Genomic DNA, 26,525 nt, shown 5'->3' on the forward strand with positions numbered 1-26,525 from the left:
GGTATTAATGGAGTGTGCGTTCCACTAATGAGCACGTGCTCATCGACGAAGGTAAACGGCTTTCGGTGGTCGAGTCCCGCGGGTCGACGCGAACGACGGCATCGTTGCGAGTCGATGGTGCGGAGGTCGGTGACGTCAGTGGCTCGATGCTCGACACCAAGGACATCGAGGCCGACGACATCAAGGTCCGGATTCGGTTCGGCCTGCGCCGTGAGGTGAAACGTGCGGAGCTGATCGGCGGTGGGGCCGAGGTGATCGGGGGCGACTGGTTCAAACCACCGGACGGGACTGCTTCGCATCGGTTGTGGCAGTTCCGGGACAAGCACCCGGGTCTCTACGCCGCGCGCCGCGTTGTCACGAGCGCACTCGGAGCAGTGGTGGCGGTCTTCGGCATCGGCGCGCTGGTGCGCGCCATAGTCGAGCGATACAGCCCCGATATCGACCTACCCGACGTGACCCTGCCGAGCGTTGACCTGCCTGACTGGATGCAGTACCTCAATCCGATGTACTGGTTGCGCGCACCGATCGACGCGATCAGGGCGTGGATGCCGTCGATGAACATCGACCTGCCGCCGTGGTTCGGAATCATTGTCCCCGTTGCCATCTCGGTGGCGCTGGCCTGGCTGGAAACCCGCCGTCAGCGCCGACGAAGATCACGATCGGCAGAGGTTGCCGGCGACCCCGACGACGAGAAACCCACGGGACGCGACGATGCGGACCGTTGATCCCGTCCGTCACGCGCAACGACGCGACGCGATCCTCGACCGGGCCGCCGTCGCGTTCGCCACCAAAGGTTTCGAGCCGACATCGGTCAAAGACATCTGCGCCGCGGCCGGCGTGGGATCGGGTACCTTGTTCCACTACTTCGCCGACAAACGCGCAATCTTGCATGCGATCGTCGAACGTGACGGACGGCGTCGTGCGGACGTTCTGGCGGGCCTCGATGAGGCGGACCCGGGCCGTCGGCTCTGGGCACTCGTCGACATCCTGGCCGCCGATCTCGCAGACCCGCTCGCTGCCGGAATGGTCGCATGTCTGTTGCCGCAGATGATGATCGACGAACGACTGGCGCAGACCATGCTGGCCGACGACATGGCCGTCCACCGGCACCTTGTCGACACCATCGACCGCCTGGACACCGACATCGTTCCCGACGTGGCGGCGACCTGGATCATCCAATTCGTCGACGGGCTCTACCTGCGCTGTGGGGACGAAGGATTCGACGTGGTCACCGAGTCAGACACCCTTCGGCTGGTGATCCGCCGTTTCCTCGGTCTCGACCGAGTTGGGTGAGTGTTCGTCCGGTGCACCGCTGGCCATGGTGGCCTGCTTCGGACCGCGCACCAAGACCGCGGCGACGATCAGGACGATCGACAGGCACCCCGCCACCAGGAACGCGGTGTGGACGCCGTCGGCACCGGCCTGCAGCGGGTCGGAGCCGTCGGCGATGGCGGATTCCGTGCCGCGCGTCATCAGGGTGATGAACAGTGCGGTACCGGCGGCACCGGCCACCTGCTGGATGGTGCTGACGGTCGCGCTGCCGTGCGAGTAGAGTTCCGGCCCCAGCGACCCGAGCGCCGAGGTCATCAGAGGTGTCAGGCCGAACGCGATACCGGTGCTGAGGACGACGTGGGCGGCGATCACCATCCACAGCGACGAGCCCGCGTCGAGGGTGGTGAGCAGCCAGGTTCCCGCGCTGACCGCGACGGTGCCGGGCAGCACCAGTGGCCGTGCGCCGAATTTGTCGAAGAGGGCGCCGACGAAGGGGGCGAGCAGCCCCATCACGAGGCCGCCCGGCAGGAGGACGAGGCCGGTCGTGAGCACGTCCTTGCCCAGCACGTTCTGCAGATACAGCGGAAGGATGATGAGTGCGCCGAACAGGGTCAGCATGAAACCGGCCATCATCATGATCGCCAGCCGGAACGGGCCCACGGCGAAGGTGCGCAGGTCGAGCAGCGCCTGGCCACGGCCGGCGAGTTTCAGCTGGCGGACGACGAACAGGGCCAACGCGACCACGCCGACGACCAGCGGAACCCACGGCGGGACGGGCGCGTGACCGCCGGCCGACTCGCCGATGCTGCTGAGGCCGTAGACGATGCCGCCGAAGCCGAGCGCCGACAGCGGCACCGAGATGAAGTCGAGGTGCGACGGACGTGGTTCGGTGACGTTGCGGACAAAGAGCCCGCCGAGTACCAATGCGCCGACAGCGATGGGCAGCACGATCCAGAACATCGCCCGCCAACTCAGGGATTGCAGGATCAGGCCGGATGTCGTCGGGCCGATCGCGGGGGCGACCGAGATGACGATCGCGACCAGACCCATGGTGCGACCCCGGGAGTGCTCGGGGATCACGTTGAGGATCGTGGTCATCAGCAGCGGGACCATCAGGGCGGTGCCGCTCGCCTGGACGATCCGCGCGGTGAGCAGTACCTCGAATCCGGGAGCGAGCGCTGCGAGCAGCGTGCCGGCGGCGAACAGCGACATCGCCGTGATGTAGACCGACCGGAGCGTGAAGCGTTGCAGGATGTAGCCGGTGGTCGGGATGACAGTGGCCATCGTGAGCAGAAAACCGCTGGTCAGCCATTGTGCGGTCCCGGCGGTGATGTCGAGATCGGTCATGAGGGTCGGTAGTGCGACGCTCAGGATCGTCTCGTTGAGGATCATCACGAACGCCGCGATCAGCAGCAGCCCGATCAGCACGACGGCACTTCGATCGGCCGTCGTCTCGGTGCGTTCGGTGGTGGAACCACCGAGTGCCACGTCCTCGCTCACAGTCGACTCCCACTCAGCTCTTCGGCAAACACAGCGAGCATAACCTAGATGTCACTGACTGCCATATTGGCAGTTCATGAAGCACGGGGGGATCGGGAGCGGCTACGCTGACCGCCATGATCGACACGTCGCAGCAGGTCGGGGACCTACGGGCTCGGCGACGGAATGCCACCCGCATCGAGATCCAACAAGCCGCATTGGAGCTGTTCGAGGAGAACGGATTCGAGGCCACCACGGTCGACGAGATCGCGGCTGCCGCCGGTGTCTCCCCGCGGACGTTCTTCCGATACTTCCCGACCAAAGAAGAATGCGTGCTGTTCGATCTCTACGGCTTCGATGAAGCGCTCGAGTCGTGTCTGCGTGCGGTCGATCCCGCGGACTTCGCTCTCGCCGATATCGAGTCGGCCTACCGCGATGTGATTGCAGGATTCGATGATCAGCGCAGCGAAGTCGCGGCGAACTTCAAGCGCATTCAGAAGCTCGTGCTGGCCACGCCGGCGCTCAGTCGCGCAGCGCTGGGGAGATATACGGACAAGTCGCGGCAACTCCCCGAGATGATCGGCGCGGGCACGTCGGCACGAAGCCGCGTTCACGTGCGGATGATCATCGAGATCGCGAACCTCGAGGTGCAGTGCGCCTTCGAGGAGTGGGCCGAGTCTGACGATGTCGGCGACGAGGGCGAACGCGAGCTGTTGGCGATCTATGACGACGTGTGTGCTCGGATGCGGACTCTCGGAGGAGTCGCTACCCGCTCAGCCGAGAACGCGTGATCCGAGGTCCGCGACGACCTCATGCGGTTGACCGAACAGCTGCGCGCTGCCGTGCGCGCGCTTGAAGAACAGCGAGATGTCGTGTTCGGCAGTGATACCGATTCCACCGTGCAGCTGGATACCCTCGCCGGCCACATGCGCGAACGCCTCGGAACAGTGCACGTGGGCGGCAGCCGCCAGATCCGCGGCGTCGGGCGATCCTGCGACGACGCCGGCCACCGCCGCACGCGCGATCGACCGTGACGTCTCGACCAGTGCGTACATGTCGGCCATCCGATGCTTGAGGGCCTGGAACGAACCGATGGTGCGCCCGAACTGCTTGCGCGACTTGGTGTAGTCGACCGTCAGATCCAGCGCGGCGCCGGCACCCCCGACCTGTTCGGCGGCCAGCAGCGACCGGGCCAGCGCGCGCAGCCTGCCGGGCACGTCGGGGCCCGACGGGATCGTGGTCGCCGGTGTCTCGTCGAACGTGACACGCGAGAGGGCGCGGCTGGGATCGACCACCGGCAGGGGAGTGACGGTGATGCCGTCGGCGTCCGTGTCGACAGTGTGTACGGTGATGGTGTCACCGCCTCCGGCGAGCACCACCAGCACGTCGGAAGATTCGGCATCCAGCACGTACTCGGCTGTGCCGGAAAGTAATCCGGCGTCTGCGGCCACGCCGGGTTCGGCCCAGCCGCGTTCGTCGGCCCAGCAGACGGTGGCGATGCGTTCGCCCGACGCGATCGAGGGCAGCAACTCACGGCTCGTCGTCTCGTCATCTGCGATGAGGATCGCCGCCGTTGCCAACGCGGATGCGAAGACCGGGACCGGACTCAGTGACCGGCCGAGTTCCTCGAGGACCGCAGCGGTTTCGACGAACGATGCCCCGCCACCGCCATAGGCCTCCGGGATGGGTAGCGATGCCACGCCGATCTCGGTGCACAATGTGTCCCACAACTTCCGATCCAGGCGGGGTGTGGACCGCATGGCGGCCCGCGCGCTCGCGGAATCGGCTCGGCGCGAGACGAGTTCGCGGATCGCGTCGGCGAGCGCCTCGCGTTCCTCGGCGGAGATGGCGGGAGTGGAGGTCATGGCGGTCACAGCGACTCCAGAACGCGTCGACGCAGATCGGCGGGGGTACCCCACGCCGTGAGCAGGGCGCGGGTCTTGGTCAGATGCAGCGACAGGTCGTGCTCGGTGGTGTATCCGATGGCGCCCAACACCTGCAGGGAACGTCGCGACGCGAGATGTGCCGCGTCCCCGGCGGCGACCTTGGCCGCGGCGACATCACGCCGGACGTCGGTGTCCTCGGGCACCAGACCGTCGATGCCGAGGGCAGCGGCATACACCAGCGGGCGTGCCATCTCGATGGCGATCGCCACATCGGCGAGGTGATGCTTCACCGCCTGAAAGGAGCCGATCGCACGGCCGAACTGCTTGCGCGCCTGCGCATAATCGGCCGCGAGCGCGAGCATCGCACCGGCCGAACCCAGCAGTTGTGCCGCCGTCGCCAGGGTTCCGATGTCGACTGCATCATCGATGGCGACGTCGTCGGCCAGCGTGGTATCGGGCAATAGTTCGGCGAGGACCCGCGACGGGTCGACCGTGGCGACGAGCTCGCCGGCGGTGGCCGTGCTGAGCACACCGTCATGCACCACATACGAGGTCTCCGCGATTGGTGCAAGAGGCGCGACCGGCGGGATCGCAACCGTGGCGATCTCGCCCTCGGCGAGCGCGCTGACCCGTTCCCCGGACACTCCGGCCGAACGGAACAGCACCGGAAGCACCGCGATCGTCTCGACGATCGGTCCGGGCAGCGCGTGACGGCCGATCTGTTCCATCGCGACGACCATCTCGATCCCCCCGGCCGATGCGCCGCCGCATGATTCGTCGATGAGCAGTCCGTTGACGCCCGTCTCTGCGAGCGCCGTGATGACCTGGGCGACCGGTTGGTGGTCGCCTTCGATCCACGCCCGCGCACGCGACGGGATGTCGGCCTTCGTCAGTAGAGCGTCGACCGTCGACGCGAGATCGTCATGGACGTCGGAGAGAAGGAATTCCATGGTGTCACCTGTCTCCACGCGGCAGGCCGAGGAGCCGTTCCGCGATCACGTTGCGCTGGATCTCGTTGGTACCGGCGTAGATCGGTCCCGACAACGAGAAGAGATACCCGTCCATCCACGCGTCGTCGATCTCGGCGTCGACACCCTGCAGGTCGAGTGCCGTTTCGTGGGCGGCGATGTCCCACTGCGACCAGAAGACCTTGTTGATCGACGACTCCATGCCGAGCTGTCCGCCGGCCGCGAGCCGGCTCACGGTCTGATAGGTGGACAACTCGTAGGCCCGTGCGCCTATCCATGCATCCGCCACGCGGGCATCGACATTCGCGGTCGAATACAGGCCGTCCCGGTTCTGTTTCCACAGCTCGACGAGCCGGTCCGTCGTGGCCAGGAAGCGCCCGGGAGAGCGCAGCGACAGACCGCGTTCATTGGCGGCGGTGCTCATCGCGACCTTCCACCCGTTGTCGACGGCCCCGATGACGCCGCTGTCGCCGGGCGCCGCCGGATCGTCCGGGACGAAGACGTCCTCCAGGAACAATTCGGCGAATCCGGCCTCGCCGTCGAGCTGCTCGATCGGCCGGACGGTGACCCCGTCGGCGCGCAGGTCGAACATGAAGTAGGTCAGCCCGCGGTGGCGTTGGGCCTCCTTGTCCGTGCGGAACAGGCCGAACGCCCAATCCGCGAAACTCGATCGCGAGCTCCACGTTTTCTGACCGTTCAACAGCCAACCGCCGTCGGTGCGGGTCGCCGTCGACCGCAGGGACGCGAGATCGCTACCGGCTTCCGGTTCACTCCACGCCTGCCCCCAGATGTCGTCGGCGCGGGCCATCCGGGGCAGGATGCGGGCGAGCTGATCGGGGTTCGCGTGCTCGAAAAGCGTTGGTGCGAGCAGGAAGATACCGTTCTGGCTGACGCGCCCGGGCGCGCCCGAGCGGTAGTACTCCTCTTCGAAGATCACCCAGTGCAGCAAGCCGACGTCACGGCCGCCGTACTCCTCCGGCCAGCTCACCACCGACATACGGTCGGCGGCCATCGTGCGTTCCCACTCCCGGTGCGCCTCGAACCCGTCGGCCGTGTCCATCGACGGAAGAGGTTGGGCGGGAACGTGGTCGGCGAGCCAGTTGCGTACCTCGGTACGGAACTGCTCGGCGTCGTCGTCGAAGAAGAGATCCATGTCAGCTGCCGCTCCCGTTGGAGCCGGCGCCGCCGGAACTACCCGAAGAAGCCTTCATCGACTTGGCATCCATCCCGCCGAGAGAATCCCCACCCGACTCGGCATTGGCCGCATGCGCGAAGTGATGCCACCCGAACACCGAGTCCATCGAGTTACGCAAACCCATCTGGTCCTCGCAGATGTTGACGGCCTTCTTGGACAAGAACAGCCCCTGCATCGGCATCGCGACCATCTTCTCGGCGATCGTGTGCACCTTGGTGGTCAGCTCGTCGCGGGTGACGACGTGGTTGACCATGCCCCATTCGGCGGCCTGGGTGGCGGTGAAACGTTCGCCGGTGAACAGGATCTCCTTGGCGCGCCGGGTTCCGAGCGCGAAGGCATGTGCGAAGTACTCGACGCCGGGGATGCCCATCCGCGCCACCGGGTCTGAGAAGAAGGCGTCGTCGGAGGCGACGATGAAGTCGCAGATCCAGGCGAGCATCAGGCCGCCCGCGATGCACGCGCCGTGCACCTGCGCGATGACCGGCTTGGGGATCTCCCGCCACCGGCGACACATCCCCATGTACACCTCCATCTCGCGGGCGAGGCGTTGGTCGGCGCCGGACTTGTCGGTGTGATCCCAGTGCAGAACCGCGACGTTGTCGTAGTAGGTGTCGAAGTCGCGCTCAGGCGTGCCGATGTCGTGACCGGCGGAGAAATGCTTGCCGTTGGCCCGCAGCACGATGACCTTCACCGCGGTGTCGTCGACGGCCTTGCGGAACGCCGCATCGAGCGAATAGGTCATCACCGAGTTCTGCGCGTTGCGGTACTCGGGACGGTTGAGCGTCACGTACGCGACGGCACCCTCGGGGCCGGCCACCTCGTAGGCGACCGGCGACGATTCCGGACCGAGGTCGTCGGGGCCGAGGACGGGTGGGATGACGGCATCGCTCATGCCCCGAGCCTAACCTAGCAAGTGCTTGGTTGGTAGTCGGGTGAGGTGGCCATGCGATCAGTCGCCGTGACGACCGCACGGTGGTCACGAGAGTTGCGTGGAGATCGAACTCGCAGCCGCGCGCGTCTCCTCGGCCAGAGTGCACAGGTCAACAGCCGACAACGTCGTGTTCGGGCACAGGACGATCGATGCGACGACGAACCCCGACGAGTCGAAGATCGGAGCGCCGATGGTCACCGCCGCGACATCGCCCTCGAGTTCGGCAGGCAGGTAATCGATCGCCGACAATTCCGTCAGCAGGTCGTCGACCCGTGATCGAAGCCGATCGGGCACGCTGTCCAACGTGCCCAGCGCCTCGATCATCGCGACATGGTCGTCGGTCATCCGCTCGATCGAGTACCCGCGTTCGGCAATCGTGTGCAGCACCGTCTGCAGTCGAGGGCGGATCGTGTCCGGAGCCTGCGCCAGCCATGCGGCCTGGGTCTCGGCCGATTCGCAGGCGATGAACTCACGGCAGATGGGTGGCCGGAGCCGGACCTGACGGCCGTGCCGAAACCACGGCGAATCGTCTCGGTCGCGAACTCGTGCCGGGACGATGTGGTCGGTCACCGTGATCAGTTCAGACCCGATCCGTTGGGCGACGAACGCGGCCATGTCGAATCGTTCGCTCAGTTCACGTGCGCATGCGCTTGCCCACCGGGCGACGTTGTCGGCCGAGCCGGCAGCTCGTGCCAGGGCCGCGAACGCCGGTCCGACGGTGTACGCGCCGGTCTTCACGTCACGGAGCACCCAACCGTGGTCGATCAGTTCGCCGACGATCGCGTGGGCGGTGGCCCGGGACAGTCCGGTCCGCCGGACGATCTCGGCAAGGGGCAGGGCCTGCTGCTCGGGGCTCGCCAGGAGTTCGATGATGCGGATCACGCGACTCGTCGGGGGAGAATGTGAAGACCGGTCGTGGGGAGGGCCCGACGCGCGCGCGGGTTGTTGACGCGCATCCGCCGACTCACCTACGGTCTGTGTCACATAGTCAATGCTTAGTGTCGAGTATTCGACATGTCAAGGAGTTCGAATGGTTTCGAGCGCTACGGGTGCTAAAGATCGGCGAGCGCACCACGGATACGAGTTGACCCACCTCGAGGCACTCGAGGCCGAGTCGGTGCACATCATGCGTGAGGTGGCGGCGACCTTCGAGCGCCCCGGGCTGCTGTTCTCGGGCGGCAAGGACTCCGTGGTGATGTTCCACCTCGCGCAGAAGGCATTCTGGCCGGCGCCCGTCCCGTTTCCCCTCATGCATGTCGACACCGGCCACAACTTCGACGAGGTGATCGACTACCGCGACCGGGTGGTGGCCGAAACCGGAGTTCGCCTGGTGGTGAGTTCGGTCCAGGACGACATCGACGCCGGTCGGGTCGTCGAGAGCACCGGCCCCGGGGCCAGCCGCAACCGACTGCAGACGACGGCGTTGCTGCGCGGAATCCAGGAGAACCGCTTCGACGCGGTGTTCGGCGGAGCGCGGCGCGACGAGGAGAAGGCCCGGGCCAAAGAGCGGGTGTTCAGTTTCCGGGACGAGTTCGGCGCCTGGGACCCGCGGGCGCAGCGCCCCGAACTGTGGCAGCTCTACAACGGTCGTCATCACAAGGGTGAGCACATCCGGGTGTTCCCGCTGAGTAACTGGACCGAGCTCGACATCTGGCAGTACATCGGCGCCGAGAACATCGAACTGCCGCCCATCTACTACGCGCATGAACGTGAGGTGATCCCGCGCGACGGGATGTTGCTCGCGAAAACCCGTTTCCTGCAGCAGTATCCGGGGGAAGCGTCACATGTGGAGATGGTGCGGTTCCGTACGGTCGGTGACGCGACGTGTACCGGGTGCGTCCAGTCCACCGCGGACACCATCGACAAGGTGATCGACGAGATCGCGATCACCCGTGTGACCGAGCGGGGTGCCACCCGCGCCGACGACCGGATCTCGGAATCGGGGATGGAAGATCGCAAGAAGGAGGGCTACTTCTGATGCCCAAGGAACTGTTGCGGTTGGCCACCGCCGGCTCGGTCGACGACGGGAAGTCGACCCTGATCGGCCGACTTCTGTTCGACTCCAAGACGATCTTCACCGATCAGCTCGAATCCATCGAACGCACGAGCGCCGAGCGCGGGGATGAATACGCCAACCTGGCGCTGCTGACCGACGGCCTGCGCGCCGAGCGTGAACAGGGCATCACCATCGACGTGGCCTACCGCTACTTCTCCACCCCCAAGCGCAAGTTCATCATCGCCGACACACCCGGGCACGTGCAGTACACCCGCAACATGGTGACGGGTGCGTCGACGGCCGATCTGGCGATGATCCTCGTCGACGCGCGCAAGGGTGTGCTGGAGCAGACCAAGCGACATGCCTTCCTGTCGTCGTTGCTCGGGATTCCGCACCTCACGATCTGTGTCAACAAGATGGATCTCGTCGACTGGTCGCAGGAGCGGTTCGACGAGATCTGTGACGACTTCATCGCTTTCGCCGCGAAACTGAATGTCACCGACCTCACCTTCATCCCGTTGTCGGCGCTGCAGGGCGACAACGTCGTCGACCAGTCCGTGAACATGCCGTGGTACGAGGGCCGTCCTCTGCTCAATCACCTGGAGAACGTCTACATCGCGTCGGACCGCAACCTCATCGACGCGCGAATGCCGGTGCAGTACGTGATCCGCCCACAACGCAGCGACGGCGCCGACCATCGCGCCTACGCCGGGACGGTCGCGGGCGGTGTCTTCTCCCGCGGCGACGAAGTGGTGGTCCTGCCGAGTGGGTTCAGCACCACCATCGCCGAGATCTGGGGCCCCGGCGGCGTTCCGGTGGACGAGGCCTTCGCATCGATGGCGGTGTCGATGGAGCTCGCCGACGAGATCGACATCATGCGCGGCGACATGTTGGCACGCCCGAACAACCGGCCGTTCGTCGGCCGCGACCTCGACGCCATGGTGTGCTGGTTCTCCGACGACACCGAGCTGCGACCGGGAAACCGCTACGCGATGATGTGTGGAACACGCGCCACCCGCGCCCAGATCAGCGGTCTGAACTACCGGCTGGACGTGAACACCCTGCATCGCGATGAAGAAGCGAAAACGTTGGAGCTCAACGAGATCGCCCGCATCACGCTGCACGCTCAACAGCCGGTCATGTTCGACCCGTACCGGAAGAATCGCGAGACCGGAAGCTTCATCCTGATCGACGAGGCGACCAACAAGACCGTCGCGGCCGGGATGATCACGGCGCCGGTGAGCAAGGACAGCCATGTGGTGTGGCAGACCACCAAGGTGACGCGCGAACAGCGCACCCACCAGGGGGCGACCATCTGGTTGACCGGGTTGTCGGGGTCCGGGAAGTCGTCGCTTGCCGTTGAACTCGAGCGGCGGATGGTCGCCGAGAGCCGACCCGCGTATCTGATGGACGGCGACAACCTTCGCCATGGGCTCAATGCCGACCTCGGATTCTCCGACGACGACCGTCGCGAGAACATTCGCCGGACCAGTGAGGTGGCGGCGCTGTTCGCCGATGCCGGGGCGATCGCCATCGTCTCCCTGATCAGTCCGTTCGCCGAGGAACGCCAACGGGCGCGGGAGATCCATGCCGAACGGCGGCTGCCGTTCTACGAGATCTTCATCGACACACCCATCGAGATGTGTGAACAGCGAGACCCGAAGGGGCTCTACGCGAAAGCGCGACGCGGCGAGATCAGCCAGTTCACCGGCATCGACTCACCGTACGAACGTCCCGCCGACCCCGACATCGTCGTGACACCATCGGATGGCTCACCCGCCGAGGTGGCCGAATCGGTCATCCGCAACCTTGGACTGTAGGAGACAGCGTGTCGGACGATCGGGACCTTGCCGGTGACCTCGCCACCGACGCAGGTCGACTGCTGATGGACATCCGCGCCGAGAGCGGCTTGCGCGGCAAGGAACTCGGCGCGGAGGGTGACCGGCGATCCAACGACCTGTTGCTGGCGCGTCTGGCAGCCGAACGGCCCGACGACGCCGTGCTCTCCGAGGAATCCGCCGACGACAAGCGCCGACTCGACGCGGAACGCGTGTGGATCGTCGATCCGGTGGACGGCACACGGGAATACGGAACCGACGATCACGCCGACTGGGCGGTGCACGTCGCGTTGTGGCATGCCGACCGGGGGCTGATCGCGGGGGCGGTGGCATTGCCGGCGCTCGGCATCACCTATGTCGACGACTCCGAACCCGTGGCCGCGACGACCGGCTTGGCGGCGACCCCGAGAGGTGATCGTCCCCGCGTGGTGGTGAGTGCCTCACGCGCACCGGCCTTTTCGCAGGCTGTCGCAGACGCGGTTGGCGGGGAGGTGCTACCGATGGGCTCGGCGGGGGCCAAGGCGATGGCCGTGGTGCGCGGCGAGGCTGACGCCTACGTGCATGCCGGCGGACAGTACGAGTGGGATTCGGCGGCTCCGGTGGCGGTCGCCGCGGCGAAGGGGCTGTGGTGCGGGCGGATCGACGGCAGTGAACTGGTGTACAACCAGGACGACACCTATCTGCCGGATCTGATCATCTGCCGACCGGAGTTGCGTGACGCGATTCTCGGGGCCCTGCTGGTTGAGTAGCGTTGTGCGAGCTTGCGAGCCCATCGCGTATCGAAACCTGGTGTGCCGGATCTCGATACGCCCTTCGCTAGCGCTTCGGGCTACTCGATCATCGGAGGGGGATCTCGATACGCCCTCCGCTAGCGCTCCGGGCTACTCGATCAGCGGAGGAGAGGTCTCGATCAAGGCCTTGCTGGTTGAGTAGCGTTGTGTGAGCTTGCGAGCCCATCGCGTATCGAAACCTGGTGTGCCGGATCTCGATACGCCCTTCGCTAGCGCTCCGGGCTACTCGATCAGCGAAGGGAGATCTCGATACGCCCTCCGCTAGCGCTTCGGGCTACTCGATCAGCGGAGGGTGATCAGGGTGAGCGCTGAAGTCCGGCAAGGACATTGCGGAGGGCGGTGCGGACGTCGTCGACCTCGATACGCATCAGTTCGTCCTCGGAGAGCGCCGCGAGATCAGGAGACGTCGACAGTCGATACTCGCGTTCCTCCTCTGCTGCCTCGACGATGTTGCGGATGAACCGTCCGTTGCCTGCGACGTCGCTCGCTCTCCGGAGACCCGAGGGTCCTTCGCGCACATCGTGATACAGCGGCGTGCAGGCCTGCTCGAGCATCGAGACGGATTCCGGCGTGAGCAATGAGTCACGCCTACGCGCGATGAAGTCGCCGATCCGCGCGAGTTCGTCAGGGGTGTAGGACTCGAAGCGGACCCGCCGGGCGAACCGGGACGCGAGACCCTCGTTGGAGGACAGCAACCGGTCGATCTCGGCGTCGTAGCCCGCGATGATCACCACGAGGCGATCCCGGTCGTCTTCCATGCGGGCCAGCAGGGTGTCGACGGCTTCCTTGCCGAACGCGTCGCCGCCGGAGAGTCCTTGCTGGATGAGTGTGTAGGCCTCGTCGATGAACAGCACGCCGTCCATGGCTGAATCGATCACGGCCGATGTCTTGGGAGCGGTGGAGCCGAGGTGTTCACCCACCAGGTCACGGCGCGTCGCCTCGATCACCTTGTCGGTCTTGATGAATCCGAGTCCGCAGTAGATCTTGGCGACGATCCGCGCGACGGTCGTCTTGCCGGTTCCGGGCGGACCGGTGAAGGCCAGGTGCAGGCTGCGGGCCGCAGTGTTCAGACCGCGATCGGCGCGCACCTTCGCCAACGTTGCGGCCGACTGGAGTTTCGCCACCTGCTCCTTCACCGACTCGAGGCCGATCTGGTCGGAGAGTTCGCGCTGTGCCTCGCTGACCATCTCTGTCATCTCGGGGTGTTCGACCGCGTCCGAGACCAGGGATTCGGCCGGGTCGTCGACGGACTTGGGGTCCCACGGATCGCGACGTTCGGCGATCTGGTCCGGCGAGGTGATGATCAATCGGAAGTTGAGCGACTTCAACGCCTGACCGGCCGGAGAGTTCGGATCACGGGCGTAGGCCTGCTCGAACATCGTGCGCGCCTTGTCCTCATGTCCTTGCTCGCGCAGGGCCATGCCATGCGTGAACATCGCTCGTGTGGCGAGCGCCGGGATCGGTCCGTCGATCACGTTCTGCAACCGCCGGATGCCCTCTCCGAACATGCCCATCTGCACGCACGCCGTGCCGACCATCTCGTCGGCCGCAGCCTGGAGAAACGTGTCGTTCCACCGGTCCGACCGTCGGAGCGCGGTCAACACGTCGGGCCACCTCTGTGTCGACACGTAGAGGAACGCCTGGACGAACTCGACGATCGAGGTCCGGTGTGCCGCCGGGATCTCGTCGAGAACGTCCTGTGCGCCGGCGTAGTCCTGGCCGCGGGTCAACGACGCCGCGTAGGCGGCCGCCGCCTCGGTCGCATCGGTCATCGGGTAGTTGATGTGTGCGACGGTCCAGCGACCGGACAAGGTCCGCGGCGGCAACCCGAGACGCCGCTGCTCATGCCCGATACCGGACCGGTTCCGGTAGAGCGCGAGCAACACCTCGTCGGTCTCCTCGCCGCACACCAGTCGGCCGAGCCATGCGTCTGCCATCGACGGGTCCCATTCGCTGGCGCGGGTGAAGGCCTTGGTCGCCTGTTGAGGATTGTTGATCGGCTCCTGGCCTTCGACGGCGATGCCCAACGACAACACCCCGAGCTCGAACAACTGCCTCGCTTTGCGGACGTCAGCCATCGGGTCCCCCAGTCCGTGCTTTCCTGCATGGCCTCCGTGTAGGTCCGTGGTGTGCGACCTGCCGGTGTCAGGTGATCAGCGTAGCGGTGCGCCCGGTCACGCCCGCACGCGCCCGCATCGGCGACTGACATACACTCGTCAGAGTGAGTGCGCAGGTGGATACCGTTTCAGCCGCTGCCGGCAGCCCCGACCAACCGCAACCGTTCCGTGAGCTCGGACTCAAGGAGGACGAGTACGCGCGGATCAAGGAGATCCTCGGTCGTCGTCCGACCGACGCCGAACTCGCGATGTACTCGGTGATGTGGTCTGAACACTGCAGCTACAAGTCGTCGAAGGTGCATCTGCGCTACTTCGGTGAGACCACCACCGACGAGATGCGCGCGAGCATGCTCGCCGGCATCGGCGAGAACGCCGGTGTCGTCGACATCGGCGACGGCTGGGCCGTCACTTTCAAGGTCGAATCGCACAATCATCCCAGCTACGTCGAGCCCTACCAGGGTGCGGCCACCGGCGTCGGCGGCATCGTCCGCGACATCATGGCGATGGGAGCCCGTCCGATCGCGGTGATGGACCAATTGCGCTTCGGGCCGGCCGATGCTCCCGACACCCGCCGGGTCGTCGACGGCGTGGTTCGTGGCGTCGGCGGCTACGGCAACTCCCTGGGCCTGCCCAACGTCGGCGGCGAGACCGTCTTCGACGCCAGCTACGCCGGAAACCCTCTGGTCAACGCCCTGTGCGCGGGGGTGCTGCGCACCGAGGACCTGCACCTGGCGTTCGCGTCGGGTGCGGGCAACAAGATCATCCTGTTCGGTGCGCGCACCGGGCTCGACGGCATCGGCGGCGTGTCGGTGCTGGCGTCGGAGACCTTCGATGACGACGGGGAGACATCGGGTCCGAATCGCAAGAAGCTGCCGAGCGTGCAGGTCGGTGACCCGTTCACCGAGAAGGTGCTCATCGAGTGCTGCCTCGAGCTCTATCACGCAGGCCTCGTCGTCGGCATCCAGGATCTCGGTGGTGCCGGACTGTCGTGCGCCACCTCTGAGCTGGCCGCCGCGGGCGACGGCGGCATGCACATCGACCTGGAGAAGGTGCCGATGCGCGCCGAGGGCATGACCCCGGCCGAGGTGCTCTCGAGCGAATCACAGGAGCGCATGTGCGCGGTGGTGACGCCGGAGAACGTCGACGCGTTCCTGGCAGTGTGCAAGAAATGGGATGTGCTGGCGACCGTGATCGGAGAGGTCACCGACGGAGAGCGCCTGGTCATCACCTGGGACGGCGAGACCGTCGTCGACGTGCCGCCACGCACCGTTGCCCACGAGGGCCCCGTCTACGAGCGCCCGGTCGCCCGTCCGGACTGGCAAGACGGTGTCATCGGGTCGACCACCGCTTCCTTGAATCGGCCCGCGACGGCTGACGAACTGCGCGCGACCGCGCTCGCGCTGCTCGCGTCGCCCGCCCTGTGCAGCCGCAAGTTCATCACCGAGCAGTACGACCGCTACGTGCGGGGGAACACCGTGCTCGCCGAGCACGCCGACTCCGGCATGGTCCGGATCGACGAGGCGTCCGGCCGGGGCATCGCGTTGGCCACCGACGCATCCGGTCGCTACACCTATCTCGATCCCTATCGGGGGGCGCAGCTCGCGCTCGCCGAGGCGTACCGCAACGTCGCGGTGTCGGGCGCGTCGCCCAAGGCCGTCACCAACTGCCTCAACTTCGGGTCACCCGAGGACCCGGCCGTGATGTGGCAGTTCCAGCAGGCGGTGCGCGGCCTCGCCGACGGATGCGCCGAACTCGGCATCCCGGTGACCGGCGGCAACGTCAGCTTCTACAACCAGACCGGATCGACCGCGATCCTGCCGACACCGGTCGTCGGTGTGCTCGGCATCATCGACGACGTCCACCGTCGGGTGCCGACGGGATTCGGCACGGAGCCGGGGGAGACGTTGATCTTGCTCGGCGAGACCCGCGACGAGTTCGACGGTTCCATCTGGTCGCAGGTCGCCCATGATCACCTCGGTGGCGTGCCGCCGCAGGTCGACCTCGCCCATGAGCGGCTGCTCGCCGAGATCATGGTCGCCGCGTCGCGCGACGGACTGGTCTCGGCCGCCCACGACCTGTCCGAGGGCGGTCTGTTCCAGGCAGTCGTCGAATCGGCGCTGGCCGGTGAAACCGGTTGCCGCATCCTGCTTCCCGAGGGCGCAGACCCGTTCGTGTGGCTGTTCTCCGAGTCCGCCGGACGTGCTGTCGTGGCCGTGCCGCGCACCGAGGAATCACGGTTCAGCTCGATGCTCGACGCGCGTCGGATGCCGTGGACGCGGATCGGCGTGGTGGATCAGGGCAGTGACTCGGTGACGGTGCAGGATCAGTTCGACGTGACTCTCGCCGAGCTTCGCGCCACGCACGAGGGCACGCTGCCGAAACTGTTCGGCTGACACTTCTGGCCGCAGTTGCAGGTTCCGGCTTGGGGCGGGAACTGCGGCCAGAGTCCGGAACTGCGGCCAGAACCAGTCACAACGCGGCGACGAGCCCCTCGGCATCGTCAGTGGTGATCTGATCGACCCGTAGCTCGGTGAGGCGGCGGGCCTGCCGGATCGAGTCCGCGTCGATGCCGGAGATCGTGTACGCGTCCACCATCCGGTCGTGGGCGTGGAACGCGCCGACCATGTCGAATCCGCGGCGGTCCGCCTCGAGGATCAGGCGACGCTCCAGATAGACCATCTCGGCGTGCGGCGATGCGGTGATCGCGCGGCGGACGAACCCGTCGAAATCCTCCGACCGCAGTACCCGGCGAAGGGCGCCCTGATGGCAGGGGTCGTAGCCGATCCGGATGCCGGGTACAGCATCGGTCAACGTCCGAACGGCTTCGGCGTCCCCGCACGAGAGGATCGAACTCGATGCCATCGGTGCGACCGCGTCGGCAAAATTGCGCACCGTCACGGCGTCGAGGGCGATGGCGTCCTGTTTGAAGTCCAGCTGGAGCAAGGCATCGGGGTGGATGTCGTGCTCCGCGAGTAGTTCGGGGAGATCGTCGAGCAGGAGGACCGGTTCGTCCAGCGGGGCGCCGTCGTTGTCGCGGATACGCAGGGCGCGCAGTTGCTCGGCCGTTGCTGTGGAGACCCGGCCGCGACCGGTGGTGGCGTGCCCGAGGTCGAGATCGTGCAGGACGGCGAATCCGTGTTCGCCGTGGACCACCAGGTCGATCTCGACGCTGGCCCCTACAGTCATGCCCTCGACGATGCGATTCGACGTGAACGGCGGGTCGTCGGGCCGCCGCCGCGCGCGATGCCATTTGATCGAGGTCCTGTGACCCTCGTGGATCACCTCGACCGGTGGCAGCGTGAAAGCCGTAGACGGATCGGTCTGCATCGACGTGACGCTACGCCGGGTGAATGAACGGGAGGCGTCGTTGCGGTTCAGATTCGGGCGGTGCATCGGGTGCCGGCGTCTGCATGAAACTCCACCCCCAGAACTGCAACATGTTCTAATTTGGGCACATGACACTTCGTGTGGTCGAGTGGTCGACCGGAACCGTCGGGAAGCATGCCATCGCGGGAATCGATGCCCGCCCGGACCTGGAGCTCGTCGGGGTATGGGTGTCCGATCCGGCGAAGGTCGGGCGCGACGCCGGTGAGCTGGCCGGACTCGGCCGAGAACTGGGCGTGACGGCGACGAACGATCGCGATGCGCTCCTCGCGCTGAATCCGGACTGCATCGTGCACACGGCGATGACCGATGATCGGATCTTCGAAGCGATCGACGACCTGATCGCCTTCGTCGAGGCCGGGATCAACGTCGTGTCCAGCGGCCCTGTCCTGTTGCAGTTCCCGCAGGGCATCCTCGACCGGGACCTGATCGAGCGGATCGAGGCGGCCGGCCGTACCGGCAATGCCAGCCTGCACGTGAACGGGATCGACCCCGGATTCGCCAATGACGTGCTGCCGCTGGCCATGACGAGCCTGTCGCAGAGGATCGACGAAGTCCGCTGTCTCGAGATCGCCGACTACTCCACCTACTACCAGCCGGTGGTGATGAAGACGATCTTCGGTTTCGGCCAGTCGATGGACGAGACGCCGATGCTGTTGCATCCGGGGGTGCTCTCGATGGGGTGGGGCAGCGTGGTCCGCCAGGTCGCCGCAGGCCTGGGGCTGACCCTCGACGATCCGCTGGTGGAACGCTTCGATCGTGTTCCGGCAGAACGCGATTACTCCACGGTCTCGGTCGAGATCCCCCAGGGAAGCATGGCCGCCTTGCACTTCGAGGTGGTCGGTCAGGTCGACGGCGTCGACCGGGTGGTGCTCGAGCACTACACCCGCACCCACCCCGACCAATGCCCTGACTGGCCGACGCCGAACGAGGGGGACGGCTGCTACCGGATTCTGGTCTCCGGCGAACCGGAGATGAAGGTCGAGTTCACCCACCACGGCGAGAACGGCGACCACAACGTGTCCGGCATGATCGTCACCGCGATGCGGTTGGTCAATTCCGTTGCCGCCGTTGTGGATGCGAAACCCGGACTGGTGACGGCGCTGGATCTGCCGCCGGTGAGTGGGCGGGGGCTTGTGGCGGGGGCGTCGGGTAGCCCTGCCCTCTAGAGCGACCAGGTGTGTACCGGTTCCCCTTCGTGCATGAGGGTGACGTAGTCACGCAACATCCCGCACAACGCCTGTTCCCGGGTCTCGCCGGCGTCCTCGCGGGCGACCACGGCCTTGCGTTGCCAGACCGATCCGGTCTGGTGGGTGATGCACCGGCCTTCGATCACCGACAGGTACCGGGCACGGGCTTTGCCCGACACCCCGTAGGCCCGCAGACCCACGTCGGCGAGGTCGAGCAATCGGCGCAGGGTCAGTTCGTCGGGTCGCACCCAGCCGACGTTCGGCCAGTACAGTTGCGCCTCCAGACCGGCACGCGCACCGGACTGCAGGTTCTCGGCGGCCGCGTTGAACGACATCTGCGACCAGAGCGGGCGATCGGATTCGACGAGCCCGCGGACCACTCCGTAGTAGAAGGCCGCGTTCGACATCGTGTCGACGACTGTCGGTCCCGCAGGCAGCACCCGGTTCTCGACGCGCAGGTGGGCCCGCCCGCCGACGACGTCGTAGACCGGGCGGTTCCAGCGGTACACGGTGCCGTTGTGCAGCCGGAGCTCGTCGAGCGCCGGGATCCGGCCGTCGTCGAGCTCGTCGATCGGGTCGGTGTCGCTGGCGACCGGCAACAGCGCGGGAAAGTAGCGGGTGTTCTCCTCGAACAGATCGAAGATCGTGTTGATCCACCGTTCGCCGAACCAGACCCGGGGTCGCACGCCCTGGTTCTTCAATTCGAGCGGGCGCGTATCGGTGGCCTGCTCGAACACCGGGATTCGGCTCTCGTGCCAGAGCGCGGTCCCCGCCAGGAACGGGGAATTGCCGGCCAGCGCCACTTGCACGCCGGCGATACTCTGCGCGGCATTCCAGTACGCCGCGAAGTCCTCCGGGGCGACGCGAAGATGCAGTTGCAATGACGTGCACGCGGCCTCCGGCAGGATCGAATCCGTGGTGGTGTGCAGCCGTTCGGTCGGATGTTGCTCGCCCAGCGGGATGCCGCTGATGTCGATCTCGATGTCCTCGCCTCGTGCAGCGAAGATCTGCCTGTTCAGCAGGTCGTAGCGGGGGTTCGCCGAAATCCACTGATGGGCGAAGTGCTCGTGGGTGAGGGTGGGCAGCATCCCGATCATCACCAGGTGGTTGTCGGTGCGCGACGCGCGGTCCTCGGCGCGGTTCAGCGACGTGCGCAACGCCTGCTCGAGGGAGATCGTGTCGTCGGTGACGAACGGCCGTGGCGATACGTTGATCTCGATGTTGAACTGCCCGAGTTCGGTCTGGTAGTCGGGATCGGCGATGGCGTCGAGCACCGTCGCGTTGGCCATTGCCGGGTTCATCTCGTCGTCGACGAGATTGAGTTCGACCTCCATCCCCAGCAGCGGTTCGGGTGGCTCACCCTGATCGGTGAACAGGCCGTCGGCGAGCATCCGGGCGATGGCCTCGGTACCCCGGCTGACCTGCCGACGGAACTGCACGCGGTCGGCGCCGGTGAACTCCCGTTTGGCCACGTCGGTTCCCATGGATCAATGGTGCATGATGGTCGGCGTGGCAGCGCGCAAACCGATCGATCCGGTCGAGGTGCGCGCCGCGGTGATGGCGGTGGCGCCATGGCTGCTCGACGACTCGCGGCCCGAACCGTCACGCGCCGACCTCGCCGCCGCCGTGCGGCTCACCGCCCGGAGTCTCGCCCAACTCGCCCCCGGCAACTCCGTGGAGGTACGGGTGCCGCCGTTCGTGGCGGTGCAGTGCATCGAGGGACCCCGGCACACCCGTGGCACACCGCCCAACGTGATCGAGACCGTTCCGCGCGTGTGGTTGCTTCTCGCGACAGGGCTCCAGGATCTCGACGACGCGGTCACGGGCGGGCGGGTCAGTGCATCAGGACACCGGGCACCGGCGATCGCCGACCTGCTGCCGATCGTCCCGCTCGACCGCGGCACCCCGGCATGACACCACGGCGCAGGATGTGGCAGTGCGATGCCTCACACCTCGGAATATCCCGACCCGGCGCACCGCTGCATGATTCGCAATCGCCGGCTACCGACCGGTAAACTGCAGGTATCTCCCAACCGTCGATGTCTCAGCCCGTCAACGTGTTGCCATGTCGTGAACCCGTACCGCACCAGGGAGCGCACCCCGCATGACCGACTTGTCGATCGCCAGCAAGAACCTCCTCACTTCCTCGCGTACCTGCGGAACGGCGCGGATCTCTGACGAGCCCGAGAACGAGCCCCGCGAAGAATGCGGTGTGTTCGGTGTGTGGGCGCCCGGCGAGGACGTCGCGAAGCTCTCCTATTACGGCCTCTACGCCCTGCAGCATCGCGGCCAGGAAGCCGCCGGCATCGCCGTCGGCGACGGGTCACAGGTCCTGGTGTTCAAGGACCTCGGCCTCGTCAGTCAGGTCTTTGACGAACAGACCCTGGGTGCGATGGTCGGCCATGTCGCGATCGGGCACTGTCGGTACTCCACCACGGGTTCCACCACGTGGGAGAACTCCCAGCCGATCTTCCGCACCACCACCGCCGGAACCGGGGTGGCGCTGGGCCACAACGGCAATCTGGTCAACACTGCCGATCTCGCCAGCCGCGCCCGCTCGCTCGGTGTGATGAGTTCGGCCGCGACGTCGGACTCCGATCTCGTCGGCGCGCTCCTGGCTCACGGCGCCGCCGACAGCACGATCGAGCAGGCGGCGATGGATCTGCTGCCGCGGCTCAAGGGTGCCTTCTGCCTGACGTTCATGGACGAGCACACGCTTTACGCGGCTCGCGATCCGCACGGGGTTCGCCCGCTGTCGCTGGGTCGTCTCGATCGTGGCTGGGTCGTGGCGTCGGAAACCGCGGCGTTCGACATCGTCGGCGCGTCGTTCGTCCGTGACATCGAGCCCGGCGAACTGCTCGCCATCGACGCCGACGGGGTGCGTAGCTCGCGGTTCGCCGAGCCGGAGCCGCGTGGCTGCGTGTTCGAGTACGTCTATCTGGCCCGCCCGGACAGCGTGATCCATGGGCGGTCGGTGCATTCGACCCGTGTCGAGATCGGCCGACGCCTGGCACGTGAACATCCCGCCGACGGTGATCTGGTGATCCCCGTGCCCGAATCGGGCACGCCCGCCGCCGTCGGTTACGCGCAGGAATCGGGGATCCCCTACGGCCAGGGCCTGATGAAGAACGCTTATGTCGGACGCACGTTCATCCAGCCTTCGCAGACGATCCGTCAGCTCGGCATCCGACTCAAGCTCAATCCACTCAAAGAGGTCATCCGCGGCAAACGGCTTGTCGTGGTGGATGATTCGATTGTCCGCGGCAACACCCAGCGCGCCCTGATCCGGATGCTCCGGGAGGCGGGCGCCGCCGAGGTGCACGTCCGCATCGCGTCCAGCCCGGTGCGGTGGCCCTGCTTCTACGGCATCGATTTCGCCTCGCCTGCCGAGCTGATCGCCAACGGCATGGAGTCCGAGGAGGGGATGGTCGAAGGTGTCCGGCAGGCCATCGGCGCCGACTCGCTCGGCTACATCGGTATCGACGAGATGATCGCCGCCACCGAGCAGTCCGCCGACAACCTGTGCGCGGCCTGCTTCGACGGTGACTACCCGATCGAGCTGCCGAAAGAGACCTCGATGGGCAAGGCCGTTCTCGAGCAGATGCTGGCCAGTGCGGCCGGAGACAGCCGTGATCCGCTCACGGCGCCCAACGACAACGTCAGTGCGGTGATGCGCCCCTGACTGCTCGGCTCGGCGTCTGCCACCGAGCGATGCGGACACACCGGTGTCGGGTAGCGTATTCGGCGTCGGGACTCGCGGGTGACACTCGGGCGCGAGCCGACCGAACTACGACGGAAACTCCGACACCCGGAGGTCCGACCACCTGGATTTCGACAAGGGGTGCTCCGCCAGATGTCCGATCGGGATTCGGCTGCCGGTAGTCCGGCCAACGACCGTCACACCGCGGAGGACGGTCTCTCCTACGCCTCGGCAGGTGTCGACATCGACGCCGGCGAGCGTGCCGTCGAACTCTTCGCGCCGCATGCCAAACGCGCGTCGCGGCCCGAGGTGATGGGCGGCCTCGGCGGATTCTCCGGACTGTTCGCGCTGAAGGGCAACTACCGGGAACCGGTGTTGGCCGCGGCCAGCGATGGCGTCGGCACCAAACTGGCCATCGCGCAGGCGATGAACAAGCACGACACCGTCGGACGTGACCTCGTCGCGATGTGTGTCGACGATCTCGTGGTGTGCGGCGCCGAGCCGCTCTTCCTGCAGGACTACGTGGCGGTCGGCAAAGTCGTCCCCGAGACGGTGGCGCAGATCGTGGCCGGGATCGCCGACGGCTGCGTGGACGCGGGATGCGCGCTGCTGGGCGGGGAGACCGCCGAGCACCCGGGCCTGATGGACGAGGACCACTACGATCTGTCCGCGACCGCGGTCGGCGTCGTCGAGGCCGACGAGATCCTCTCCCCGGAGCGCGTCCGGCCCGGTGACGTCGTCATCGCGATGGGTTCGTCGGGACTGCATTCCAACGGATACTCGCTGGCGCGCAAGGTGCTGCTCGAGTGGGGGCACATGGACCTGGCCGGCCACGTCGAGGAGTTCGGTCGTTCGCTCGGCGAGGAACTGCTCGAACCGACCCGGATCTACGCGCGTGATTGTCTGGCCCTGGCTGCCGAGACGGATGTGCGGACCTTCGCGCACGTCACCGGAGGCGGCCTGGCCGAGAACCTGGCTCGAGTCATCCCGGCCGGTCTCGTCGCCGAACTGGAGCGCGAGACCTGGACTCCCGCGCCGGTGTTCGCGCTGATCGCGCAGCGCGGACGCGTGGCCCGCGAGGAGATGGAGCGCACCTTCAACATGGGTGTCGGCATGGTCGCCGTGGTGGCGCCGGAGGACACCGAACGTGCGCAGGCGGTGCTCACCGCCCGTCACGTCGACAACTGGGTGCTGGGTTCCATCAAGCGGTCGTCGGAGCCGAAGAATCATGACCTGCCCAGGGTGGCCCTGAGCGGCGAACACCCGCGGTTCTGAGCGGGCCGGCGCGAATCGGTTCTGGAGCGATCTCCCGAGGTCTCGATAACGCCCTCGCCTAGCGGCTCGGGCTACTCGACCGGCGGGTGGTGGCTCTCGCTACTCGACCGGCGGAGCAGGCAGCACGAAACCACACCTGTGCCGGAGGCGGGCGTGGAGCCCGCGGTCACCTGCTCAGGTGTGGTTCACGTGGAGCGCACCGAAAAGGTGCGGAGGTATGAGGGTGTGCCGACGGCGAACGAGCGTCAGGCTCGGCGCCACTCGTCCTCGTCGGCCCACTCATCCACCGGTTCCCGGCGATCCGCCGAGTCCTCCGACCCGGACAGCTCGCGCTGCAAGCTGTCGAAGTCGGTGTGGGGAGTGGAGTACTTCAGCTGACGAGCAACCTTCGTCTGCTTTGCTTTTGCCCGGCCGCGGCCCATATGGGACCCCCTCGCACAATGACGGGGCGGCCAAACGCTTGGCGGCCCCGTTCTCTAGGTAATGAATCTGTCGTGGGTCCCAGTTTAGCGCGCTCGTCTCGATAATGCGGATCGCCCTGCCGTACACGCCGCGACTCACACGAATCCGCCGTTCGGACGCGTGTCACTCAGACGCGGGAGAGCTTTCGCGTGGCCTCCCGCTGCACCTTGGGGGCGATTCCGTCCTCGGCGAGAAGCGCTGCGAGTTGTTCTCCGTCGGCGTCGGTGCCGGCGACCAGATGACGCACCCGGACGCCGTGATCGGGTCGATGGACGACACGGACGCGGTCACCTTCGGCCACCGTGCCCGCATGTAGAACACGCAGGTAGGCGCCGGTGTCGGCACGTGCGAGGAATCGTTTCACCCACTGCGGTTCGCCGGCCCAGGCCGCGAAGGTGCGACACGGGATGCGCGGGATCGTCGTTTCGAGGACGAGCCCGTCGTCGCCGACCTCCCATCGTTCGCCCACCAGCGCATCGGTGATCGGCAGTCCGTCGATGCGCAGATTCTCACCGAACCAACCGAACGGGAGTTCGCGGTCGAGCTCGTCGGCCCAGCGACGCGCCTCTCGTTCGCTGTAGGCGTATACGGCCTGGTCCGCGCCACCGTGATGCTTGGTGTCGACGACGTGATCGGTGACCAGGCCCATCTCGGTGACGGACACGCGCCCCGATCGTGGTCGCTTGTCGATCCCGCTGGCGCCGACCTTGTCGAGGACGACGTCGTCGCCGGCTGCGCACACAGCCAAGACCCTCCCGATGTCGCCGACCTGCTCGAATGGGCCGGCGGTCACGAGCCGTTCCCGCCGCCGCGGAGACGCTCGACGGCGGCGCGGCCGGCCTGCACGTGGTCGTCGGTGCGGACCGAGTCGGGATCGATGCGGGCGCTCACCGGGTGCTCACCGTCGACCATCAGGTCGACGTCGGGCCCGACCGACCGCTTGACCAGGGCCAGGGCGATGGGCCCGAGTTCAAAGTGGTCGACGACGGTACCGACCCGCCCGACTGCGCGGCCGCCGGCGGTCACACGATCGCCGGGTACGGGACGTTCGTCGGTGCTGCCGTCGAGGTGCAGCAGCACGAGACGGCGAGGCGACTTGCCGAGGTTGTGCACCCGCGCGACCGTTTCCTGTCCGCGGTAGCACCCCTTGTCGAGGTGCACCGCACCCTCGACCTCGGGTCCGCCGATCCAGTTCACCTCGTGCGGGATGGTGCGTTCGTCGGTGTCGATGCCCAGGCGCGGTCGGATCGCGGCCACGCGCATCGCGTCGTACGTCCAGCTGCCCGCCATCCGCGCGCCCGCCTCGACGATCTGACTCCACCACGTGTCCACCGTGTACTCCGGCACGACGAGGTCGACCGTCGGCAGTCCGGCACCGTCGCCGAGGGACGGCATCACCCGCCAGAACCCGAGGGGCTCGTCCTCGTGATGCAGCTCGGGCAGGCTCCCCGCCGCGTACACGCCTGCGTCGGGCGTCAGTTCGAGCAGTTCGGCGATGGGGCCGGTCGTCACATCGGGTCCGATGAGGGTGAGCACGGCCATGTCCGGGCGAGCGGCCGGCTCGGCCTTCGCCCAGAAGACCATCTTGGTCAGAAAGTCCAGCAAGGGCGCACCCCGCGGGCCTTCGCAGTCGATCCACGTGACGCCGTCGATGTCGGTGAGCACGAAATGCTCCTCGACGCGACCGTTGGCGTCCAAGGAGAGGTTCTCCGCGCTGGTGCGGTCGGCGAGGGTGGCGACATGCTGGCTGGAGATGGTGTGCAACCAGCTCAGGCGTTCGGCCCCGGGGAGTTCGATCACCGCCCGGTCGGACCTGTCGACGATGACGGCGCTGCGCTCGGCCGCCCGCTGCTCGCCGAGCGGGTCGCCGTAGTGCCAGGCGACATCGACCGTGTCGGGCCGGGCCGGGTCGGCGGAACGTGCGGGACCGGGCACGGCGCCTCGGTCGGAATACCTGGTCAAAATGGGTGACGCGGTCACGTGTCGATTCTACGGGTCGACACGGACACGTCGATGGGGGCGCAACCGCGCCGCACGGCAT

At 66.7% G+C, this 26,525-nt stretch carries 23 protein-coding genes; 11 read left to right on the plus strand and 12 right to left on the minus strand.

The window, feature by feature from the left end:
• Positions 1–14 precede the first annotated feature (14 nt).
• Positions 15–725, plus strand: coding sequence for a hypothetical protein (locus tag V1Y59_RS10265; protein WP_330504831.1), 711 nt, complete (start codon positions 15–17; stop codon positions 723–725).
• A complete protein-coding gene (locus V1Y59_RS10270; protein WP_330504833.1) occupies positions 712–1,293 on the plus strand; it encodes a TetR/AcrR family transcriptional regulator in 582 nt (193 codons plus the stop codon). The genes V1Y59_RS10265 and V1Y59_RS10270 overlap by 14 nt, the downstream gene beginning before the upstream one ends.
• On the opposite strand, the gene V1Y59_RS10275 is transcribed toward V1Y59_RS10270, so the two are convergent.
• Complete coding sequence (locus V1Y59_RS10275; protein ID WP_330504834.1) at positions 1,237–2,772, minus strand: MDR family MFS transporter; 1,536 nt, start codon at positions 2,770–2,772, stop codon at positions 1,237–1,239. The two genes, V1Y59_RS10270 and V1Y59_RS10275, sit on opposite strands and share 57 nt — an antisense overlap.
• A gap of 116 nt (positions 2,773–2,888) precedes the next feature.
• Between V1Y59_RS10275 and V1Y59_RS10280 the strand changes: the two genes are divergently transcribed.
• Entirely contained in the window at positions 2,889–3,542 is a 654-nt protein-coding gene (locus V1Y59_RS10280) for a TetR family transcriptional regulator (RefSeq protein ID WP_330504836.1), read from the plus strand.
• Here the strand turns inward: V1Y59_RS10280 and V1Y59_RS10285 are convergent.
• The 5 genes from V1Y59_RS10285 to V1Y59_RS10305 all read right to left on the minus strand — a co-directional run bounded on the left by V1Y59_RS10285 (position 3,525) and on the right by V1Y59_RS10305 (position 8,613).
• On the minus strand, positions 3,525–4,616 hold the full coding sequence (locus V1Y59_RS10285) for an acyl-CoA dehydrogenase family protein (RefSeq protein WP_330504954.1): 1,092 nt from the start codon (positions 4,614–4,616) through the stop codon (positions 3,525–3,527). The genes V1Y59_RS10280 and V1Y59_RS10285 overlap by 18 nt on opposite strands.
• A gap of 5 nt (positions 4,617–4,621) precedes the next feature.
• Positions 4,622–5,587: an acyl-CoA dehydrogenase family protein gene (locus V1Y59_RS10290; RefSeq protein WP_330504839.1), complete on the minus strand. Its 966-nt coding sequence runs from the start codon at positions 5,585–5,587 to the stop codon at positions 4,622–4,624.
• A gap of 4 nt (positions 5,588–5,591) precedes the next feature.
• On the minus strand, positions 5,592–6,758 hold the full coding sequence (locus V1Y59_RS10295; protein WP_330504841.1) for an acyl-CoA dehydrogenase family protein: 1,167 nt from the start codon (positions 6,756–6,758) through the stop codon (positions 5,592–5,594).
• A 1-nt stretch (position 6,759) separates the two neighbouring features.
• Positions 6,760–7,692, minus strand: coding sequence for an enoyl-CoA hydratase (locus V1Y59_RS10300; protein ID WP_330504843.1), 933 nt, complete (start codon positions 7,690–7,692; stop codon positions 6,760–6,762).
• Positions 7,693–7,776: 84 nt separating this feature from the next.
• The gene (locus tag V1Y59_RS10305; protein ID WP_330504845.1) at positions 7,777–8,613 is read right to left on the minus strand and encodes a helix-turn-helix domain-containing protein; all 837 of its coding nucleotides are present in this window, start codon (positions 8,611–8,613) and stop codon (positions 7,777–7,779) included.
• A gap of 148 nt (positions 8,614–8,761) precedes the next feature.
• On the opposite strand from V1Y59_RS10305, the gene cysD reads away from it, so the two are divergent.
• The 3 genes from cysD to V1Y59_RS10320 are packed head-to-tail and all read left to right on the plus strand — an operon-like array spanning position 8,762 to position 12,314.
• A complete protein-coding gene (cysD, locus tag V1Y59_RS10310) occupies positions 8,762–9,709 on the plus strand; it encodes a sulfate adenylyltransferase subunit CysD (RefSeq protein ID WP_330504847.1) in 948 nt (315 codons plus the stop codon).
• Positions 9,709–11,547: an adenylyl-sulfate kinase gene (gene cysC / locus V1Y59_RS10315; protein ID WP_330504849.1), complete on the plus strand. Its 1,839-nt coding sequence runs from the start codon at positions 9,709–9,711 to the stop codon at positions 11,545–11,547. Before cysD ends, cysC begins: the two co-directional genes overlap by 1 nt.
• Positions 11,548–11,555: 8 nt before the next feature.
• A complete protein-coding gene (locus V1Y59_RS10320) occupies positions 11,556–12,314 on the plus strand; it encodes a 3'(2'),5'-bisphosphate nucleotidase CysQ (RefSeq protein WP_330504851.1) in 759 nt (252 codons plus the stop codon).
• A gap of 338 nt (positions 12,315–12,652) precedes the next feature.
• Here V1Y59_RS10320 and eccA read toward each other — a convergent pair whose 3' ends face one another.
• Positions 12,653–14,434 carry a type VII secretion AAA-ATPase EccA gene (eccA, locus tag V1Y59_RS10325; protein WP_330504853.1) on the minus strand — a complete coding sequence of 594 codons (1,782 nt, stop codon included), beginning with the start codon at positions 14,432–14,434 and terminating at the stop codon, positions 12,653–12,655.
• Between the two features lie 143 nt (positions 14,435–14,577).
• Between eccA and purL the strand changes: the two genes are divergently transcribed.
• A complete protein-coding gene (purL, locus tag V1Y59_RS10330; RefSeq protein ID WP_330504855.1) occupies positions 14,578–16,866 on the plus strand; it encodes a phosphoribosylformylglycinamidine synthase subunit PurL in 2,289 nt (762 codons plus the stop codon).
• Between the two features lie 76 nt (positions 16,867–16,942).
• On the opposite strand, the gene V1Y59_RS10335 is transcribed toward purL, so the two are convergent.
• Positions 16,943–17,800 carry a glycerophosphodiester phosphodiesterase gene (locus V1Y59_RS10335; RefSeq protein ID WP_330504857.1) on the minus strand — a complete coding sequence of 286 codons (858 nt, stop codon included), beginning with the start codon at positions 17,798–17,800 and terminating at the stop codon, positions 16,943–16,945.
• Positions 17,801–17,928: 128 nt separating this feature from the next.
• Between V1Y59_RS10335 and V1Y59_RS10340 the strand changes: the two genes are divergently transcribed.
• Positions 17,929–19,026, plus strand: coding sequence for an NAD(P)H-dependent amine dehydrogenase family protein (locus tag V1Y59_RS10340; RefSeq protein WP_330504859.1), 1,098 nt, complete (start codon positions 17,929–17,931; stop codon positions 19,024–19,026).
• On the opposite strand, the gene V1Y59_RS10345 is transcribed toward V1Y59_RS10340, so the two are convergent.
• Positions 19,023–20,531, minus strand: coding sequence for a glutamate-cysteine ligase family protein (locus V1Y59_RS10345; protein WP_330504861.1), 1,509 nt, complete (start codon positions 20,529–20,531; stop codon positions 19,023–19,025). The two genes, V1Y59_RS10340 and V1Y59_RS10345, sit on opposite strands and share 4 nt — an antisense overlap.
• Positions 20,532–20,547: 16 nt before the next feature.
• Between V1Y59_RS10345 and V1Y59_RS10350 the strand changes: the two genes are divergently transcribed.
• The 3 genes from V1Y59_RS10350 (at position 20,548) to purM (ending at position 24,022) form a co-directional block, all read left to right on the plus strand.
• Positions 20,548–20,961, plus strand: coding sequence for a sterol carrier family protein (locus tag V1Y59_RS10350; RefSeq protein WP_330504955.1), 414 nt, complete (start codon positions 20,548–20,550; stop codon positions 20,959–20,961).
• Between the two features lie 190 nt (positions 20,962–21,151).
• Positions 21,152–22,729, plus strand: coding sequence for an amidophosphoribosyltransferase (gene purF / locus V1Y59_RS10355; RefSeq protein WP_330504863.1), 1,578 nt, complete (start codon positions 21,152–21,154; stop codon positions 22,727–22,729).
• A 171-nt stretch (positions 22,730–22,900) separates the two neighbouring features.
• Entirely contained in the window at positions 22,901–24,022 is a 1,122-nt protein-coding gene (purM, locus tag V1Y59_RS10360; protein WP_330504865.1) for a phosphoribosylformylglycinamidine cyclo-ligase, read from the plus strand.
• Positions 24,023–24,267: 245 nt separating this feature from the next.
• Here purM and V1Y59_RS10365 read toward each other — a convergent pair whose 3' ends face one another.
• From V1Y59_RS10365 to ygfZ, 3 genes are all read right to left on the minus strand, one after another.
• A complete protein-coding gene (locus tag V1Y59_RS10365) occupies positions 24,268–24,444 on the minus strand; it encodes a DUF3073 domain-containing protein (protein ID WP_330504867.1) in 177 nt (58 codons plus the stop codon).
• Between the two features lie 167 nt (positions 24,445–24,611).
• Complete coding sequence (locus tag V1Y59_RS10370) at positions 24,612–25,277, minus strand: MOSC domain-containing protein (RefSeq protein WP_330504869.1); 666 nt, start codon at positions 25,275–25,277, stop codon at positions 24,612–24,614.
• Positions 25,274–26,464 carry a CAF17-like 4Fe-4S cluster assembly/insertion protein YgfZ gene (ygfZ, locus tag V1Y59_RS10375; protein WP_330504871.1) on the minus strand — a complete coding sequence of 397 codons (1,191 nt, stop codon included), beginning with the start codon at positions 26,462–26,464 and terminating at the stop codon, positions 25,274–25,276. The genes V1Y59_RS10370 and ygfZ overlap by 4 nt, the downstream gene beginning before the upstream one ends.
• Positions 26,465–26,525 lie beyond the last annotated feature (61 nt).

Origin of the sequence: Gordonia prachuapensis (assembly GCF_036350515.1) — a bacterium.
GTDB lineage: Bacteria > Actinomycetota > Actinomycetes > Mycobacteriales > Mycobacteriaceae > Gordonia > Gordonia prachuapensis.

Bases quoted from the DNA above. Each gene is read 5' to 3' on its own strand.
- V1Y59_RS10270 (WP_330504833.1), top strand. From the start codon at position 712: ATGCGGACCGTTGATCCCGTCCGTCACGCGCAACGACGCGACGCGATC.
- V1Y59_RS10280 (WP_330504836.1), top strand. From the start codon at position 2,889: ATGATCGACACGTCGCAGCAGGTCGGGGACCTACGGGCTCGGCGACGG.
- V1Y59_RS10285 (WP_330504954.1), bottom strand. From the start codon at position 4,616: ATGACCTCCACTCCCGCCATCTCCGCCGAGGAACGCGAGGCGCTCGCC.
- V1Y59_RS10290 (WP_330504839.1), bottom strand. From the start codon at position 5,587: ATGGAATTCCTTCTCTCCGACGTCCATGACGATCTCGCGTCGACGGTC.
- V1Y59_RS10295 (WP_330504841.1), bottom strand. From the start codon at position 6,758: ATGGATCTCTTCTTCGACGACGACGCCGAGCAGTTCCGTACCGAGGTA.
- V1Y59_RS10300 (WP_330504843.1), bottom strand. From the start codon at position 7,692: ATGAGCGATGCCGTCATCCCACCCGTCCTCGGCCCCGACGACCTCGGT.
- cysD (WP_330504847.1), top strand. From the start codon at position 8,762: ATGGTTTCGAGCGCTACGGGTGCTAAAGATCGGCGAGCGCACCACGGA.
- cysC (WP_330504849.1), top strand. From the start codon at position 9,709: ATGCCCAAGGAACTGTTGCGGTTGGCCACCGCCGGCTCGGTCGACGAC.
- eccA (WP_330504853.1), bottom strand. From the start codon at position 14,434: ATGGCTGACGTCCGCAAAGCGAGGCAGTTGTTCGAGCTCGGGGTGTTG.
- V1Y59_RS10335 (WP_330504857.1), bottom strand. From the start codon at position 17,800: ATGCAGACCGATCCGTCTACGGCTTTCACGCTGCCACCGGTCGAGGTG.
- V1Y59_RS10340 (WP_330504859.1), top strand. From the start codon at position 17,929: ATGACACTTCGTGTGGTCGAGTGGTCGACCGGAACCGTCGGGAAGCAT.
- V1Y59_RS10345 (WP_330504861.1), bottom strand. From the start codon at position 20,531: ATGGGAACCGACGTGGCCAAACGGGAGTTCACCGGCGCCGACCGCGTG.
- V1Y59_RS10350 (WP_330504955.1), top strand. From the start codon at position 20,548: ATGGTCGGCGTGGCAGCGCGCAAACCGATCGATCCGGTCGAGGTGCGC.
- purF (WP_330504863.1), top strand. From the start codon at position 21,152: ATGACCGACTTGTCGATCGCCAGCAAGAACCTCCTCACTTCCTCGCGT.
- purM (WP_330504865.1), top strand. From the start codon at position 22,901: ATGTCCGATCGGGATTCGGCTGCCGGTAGTCCGGCCAACGACCGTCAC.
- V1Y59_RS10365 (WP_330504867.1), bottom strand. From the start codon at position 24,444: ATGGGCCGCGGCCGGGCAAAAGCAAAGCAGACGAAGGTTGCTCGTCAG.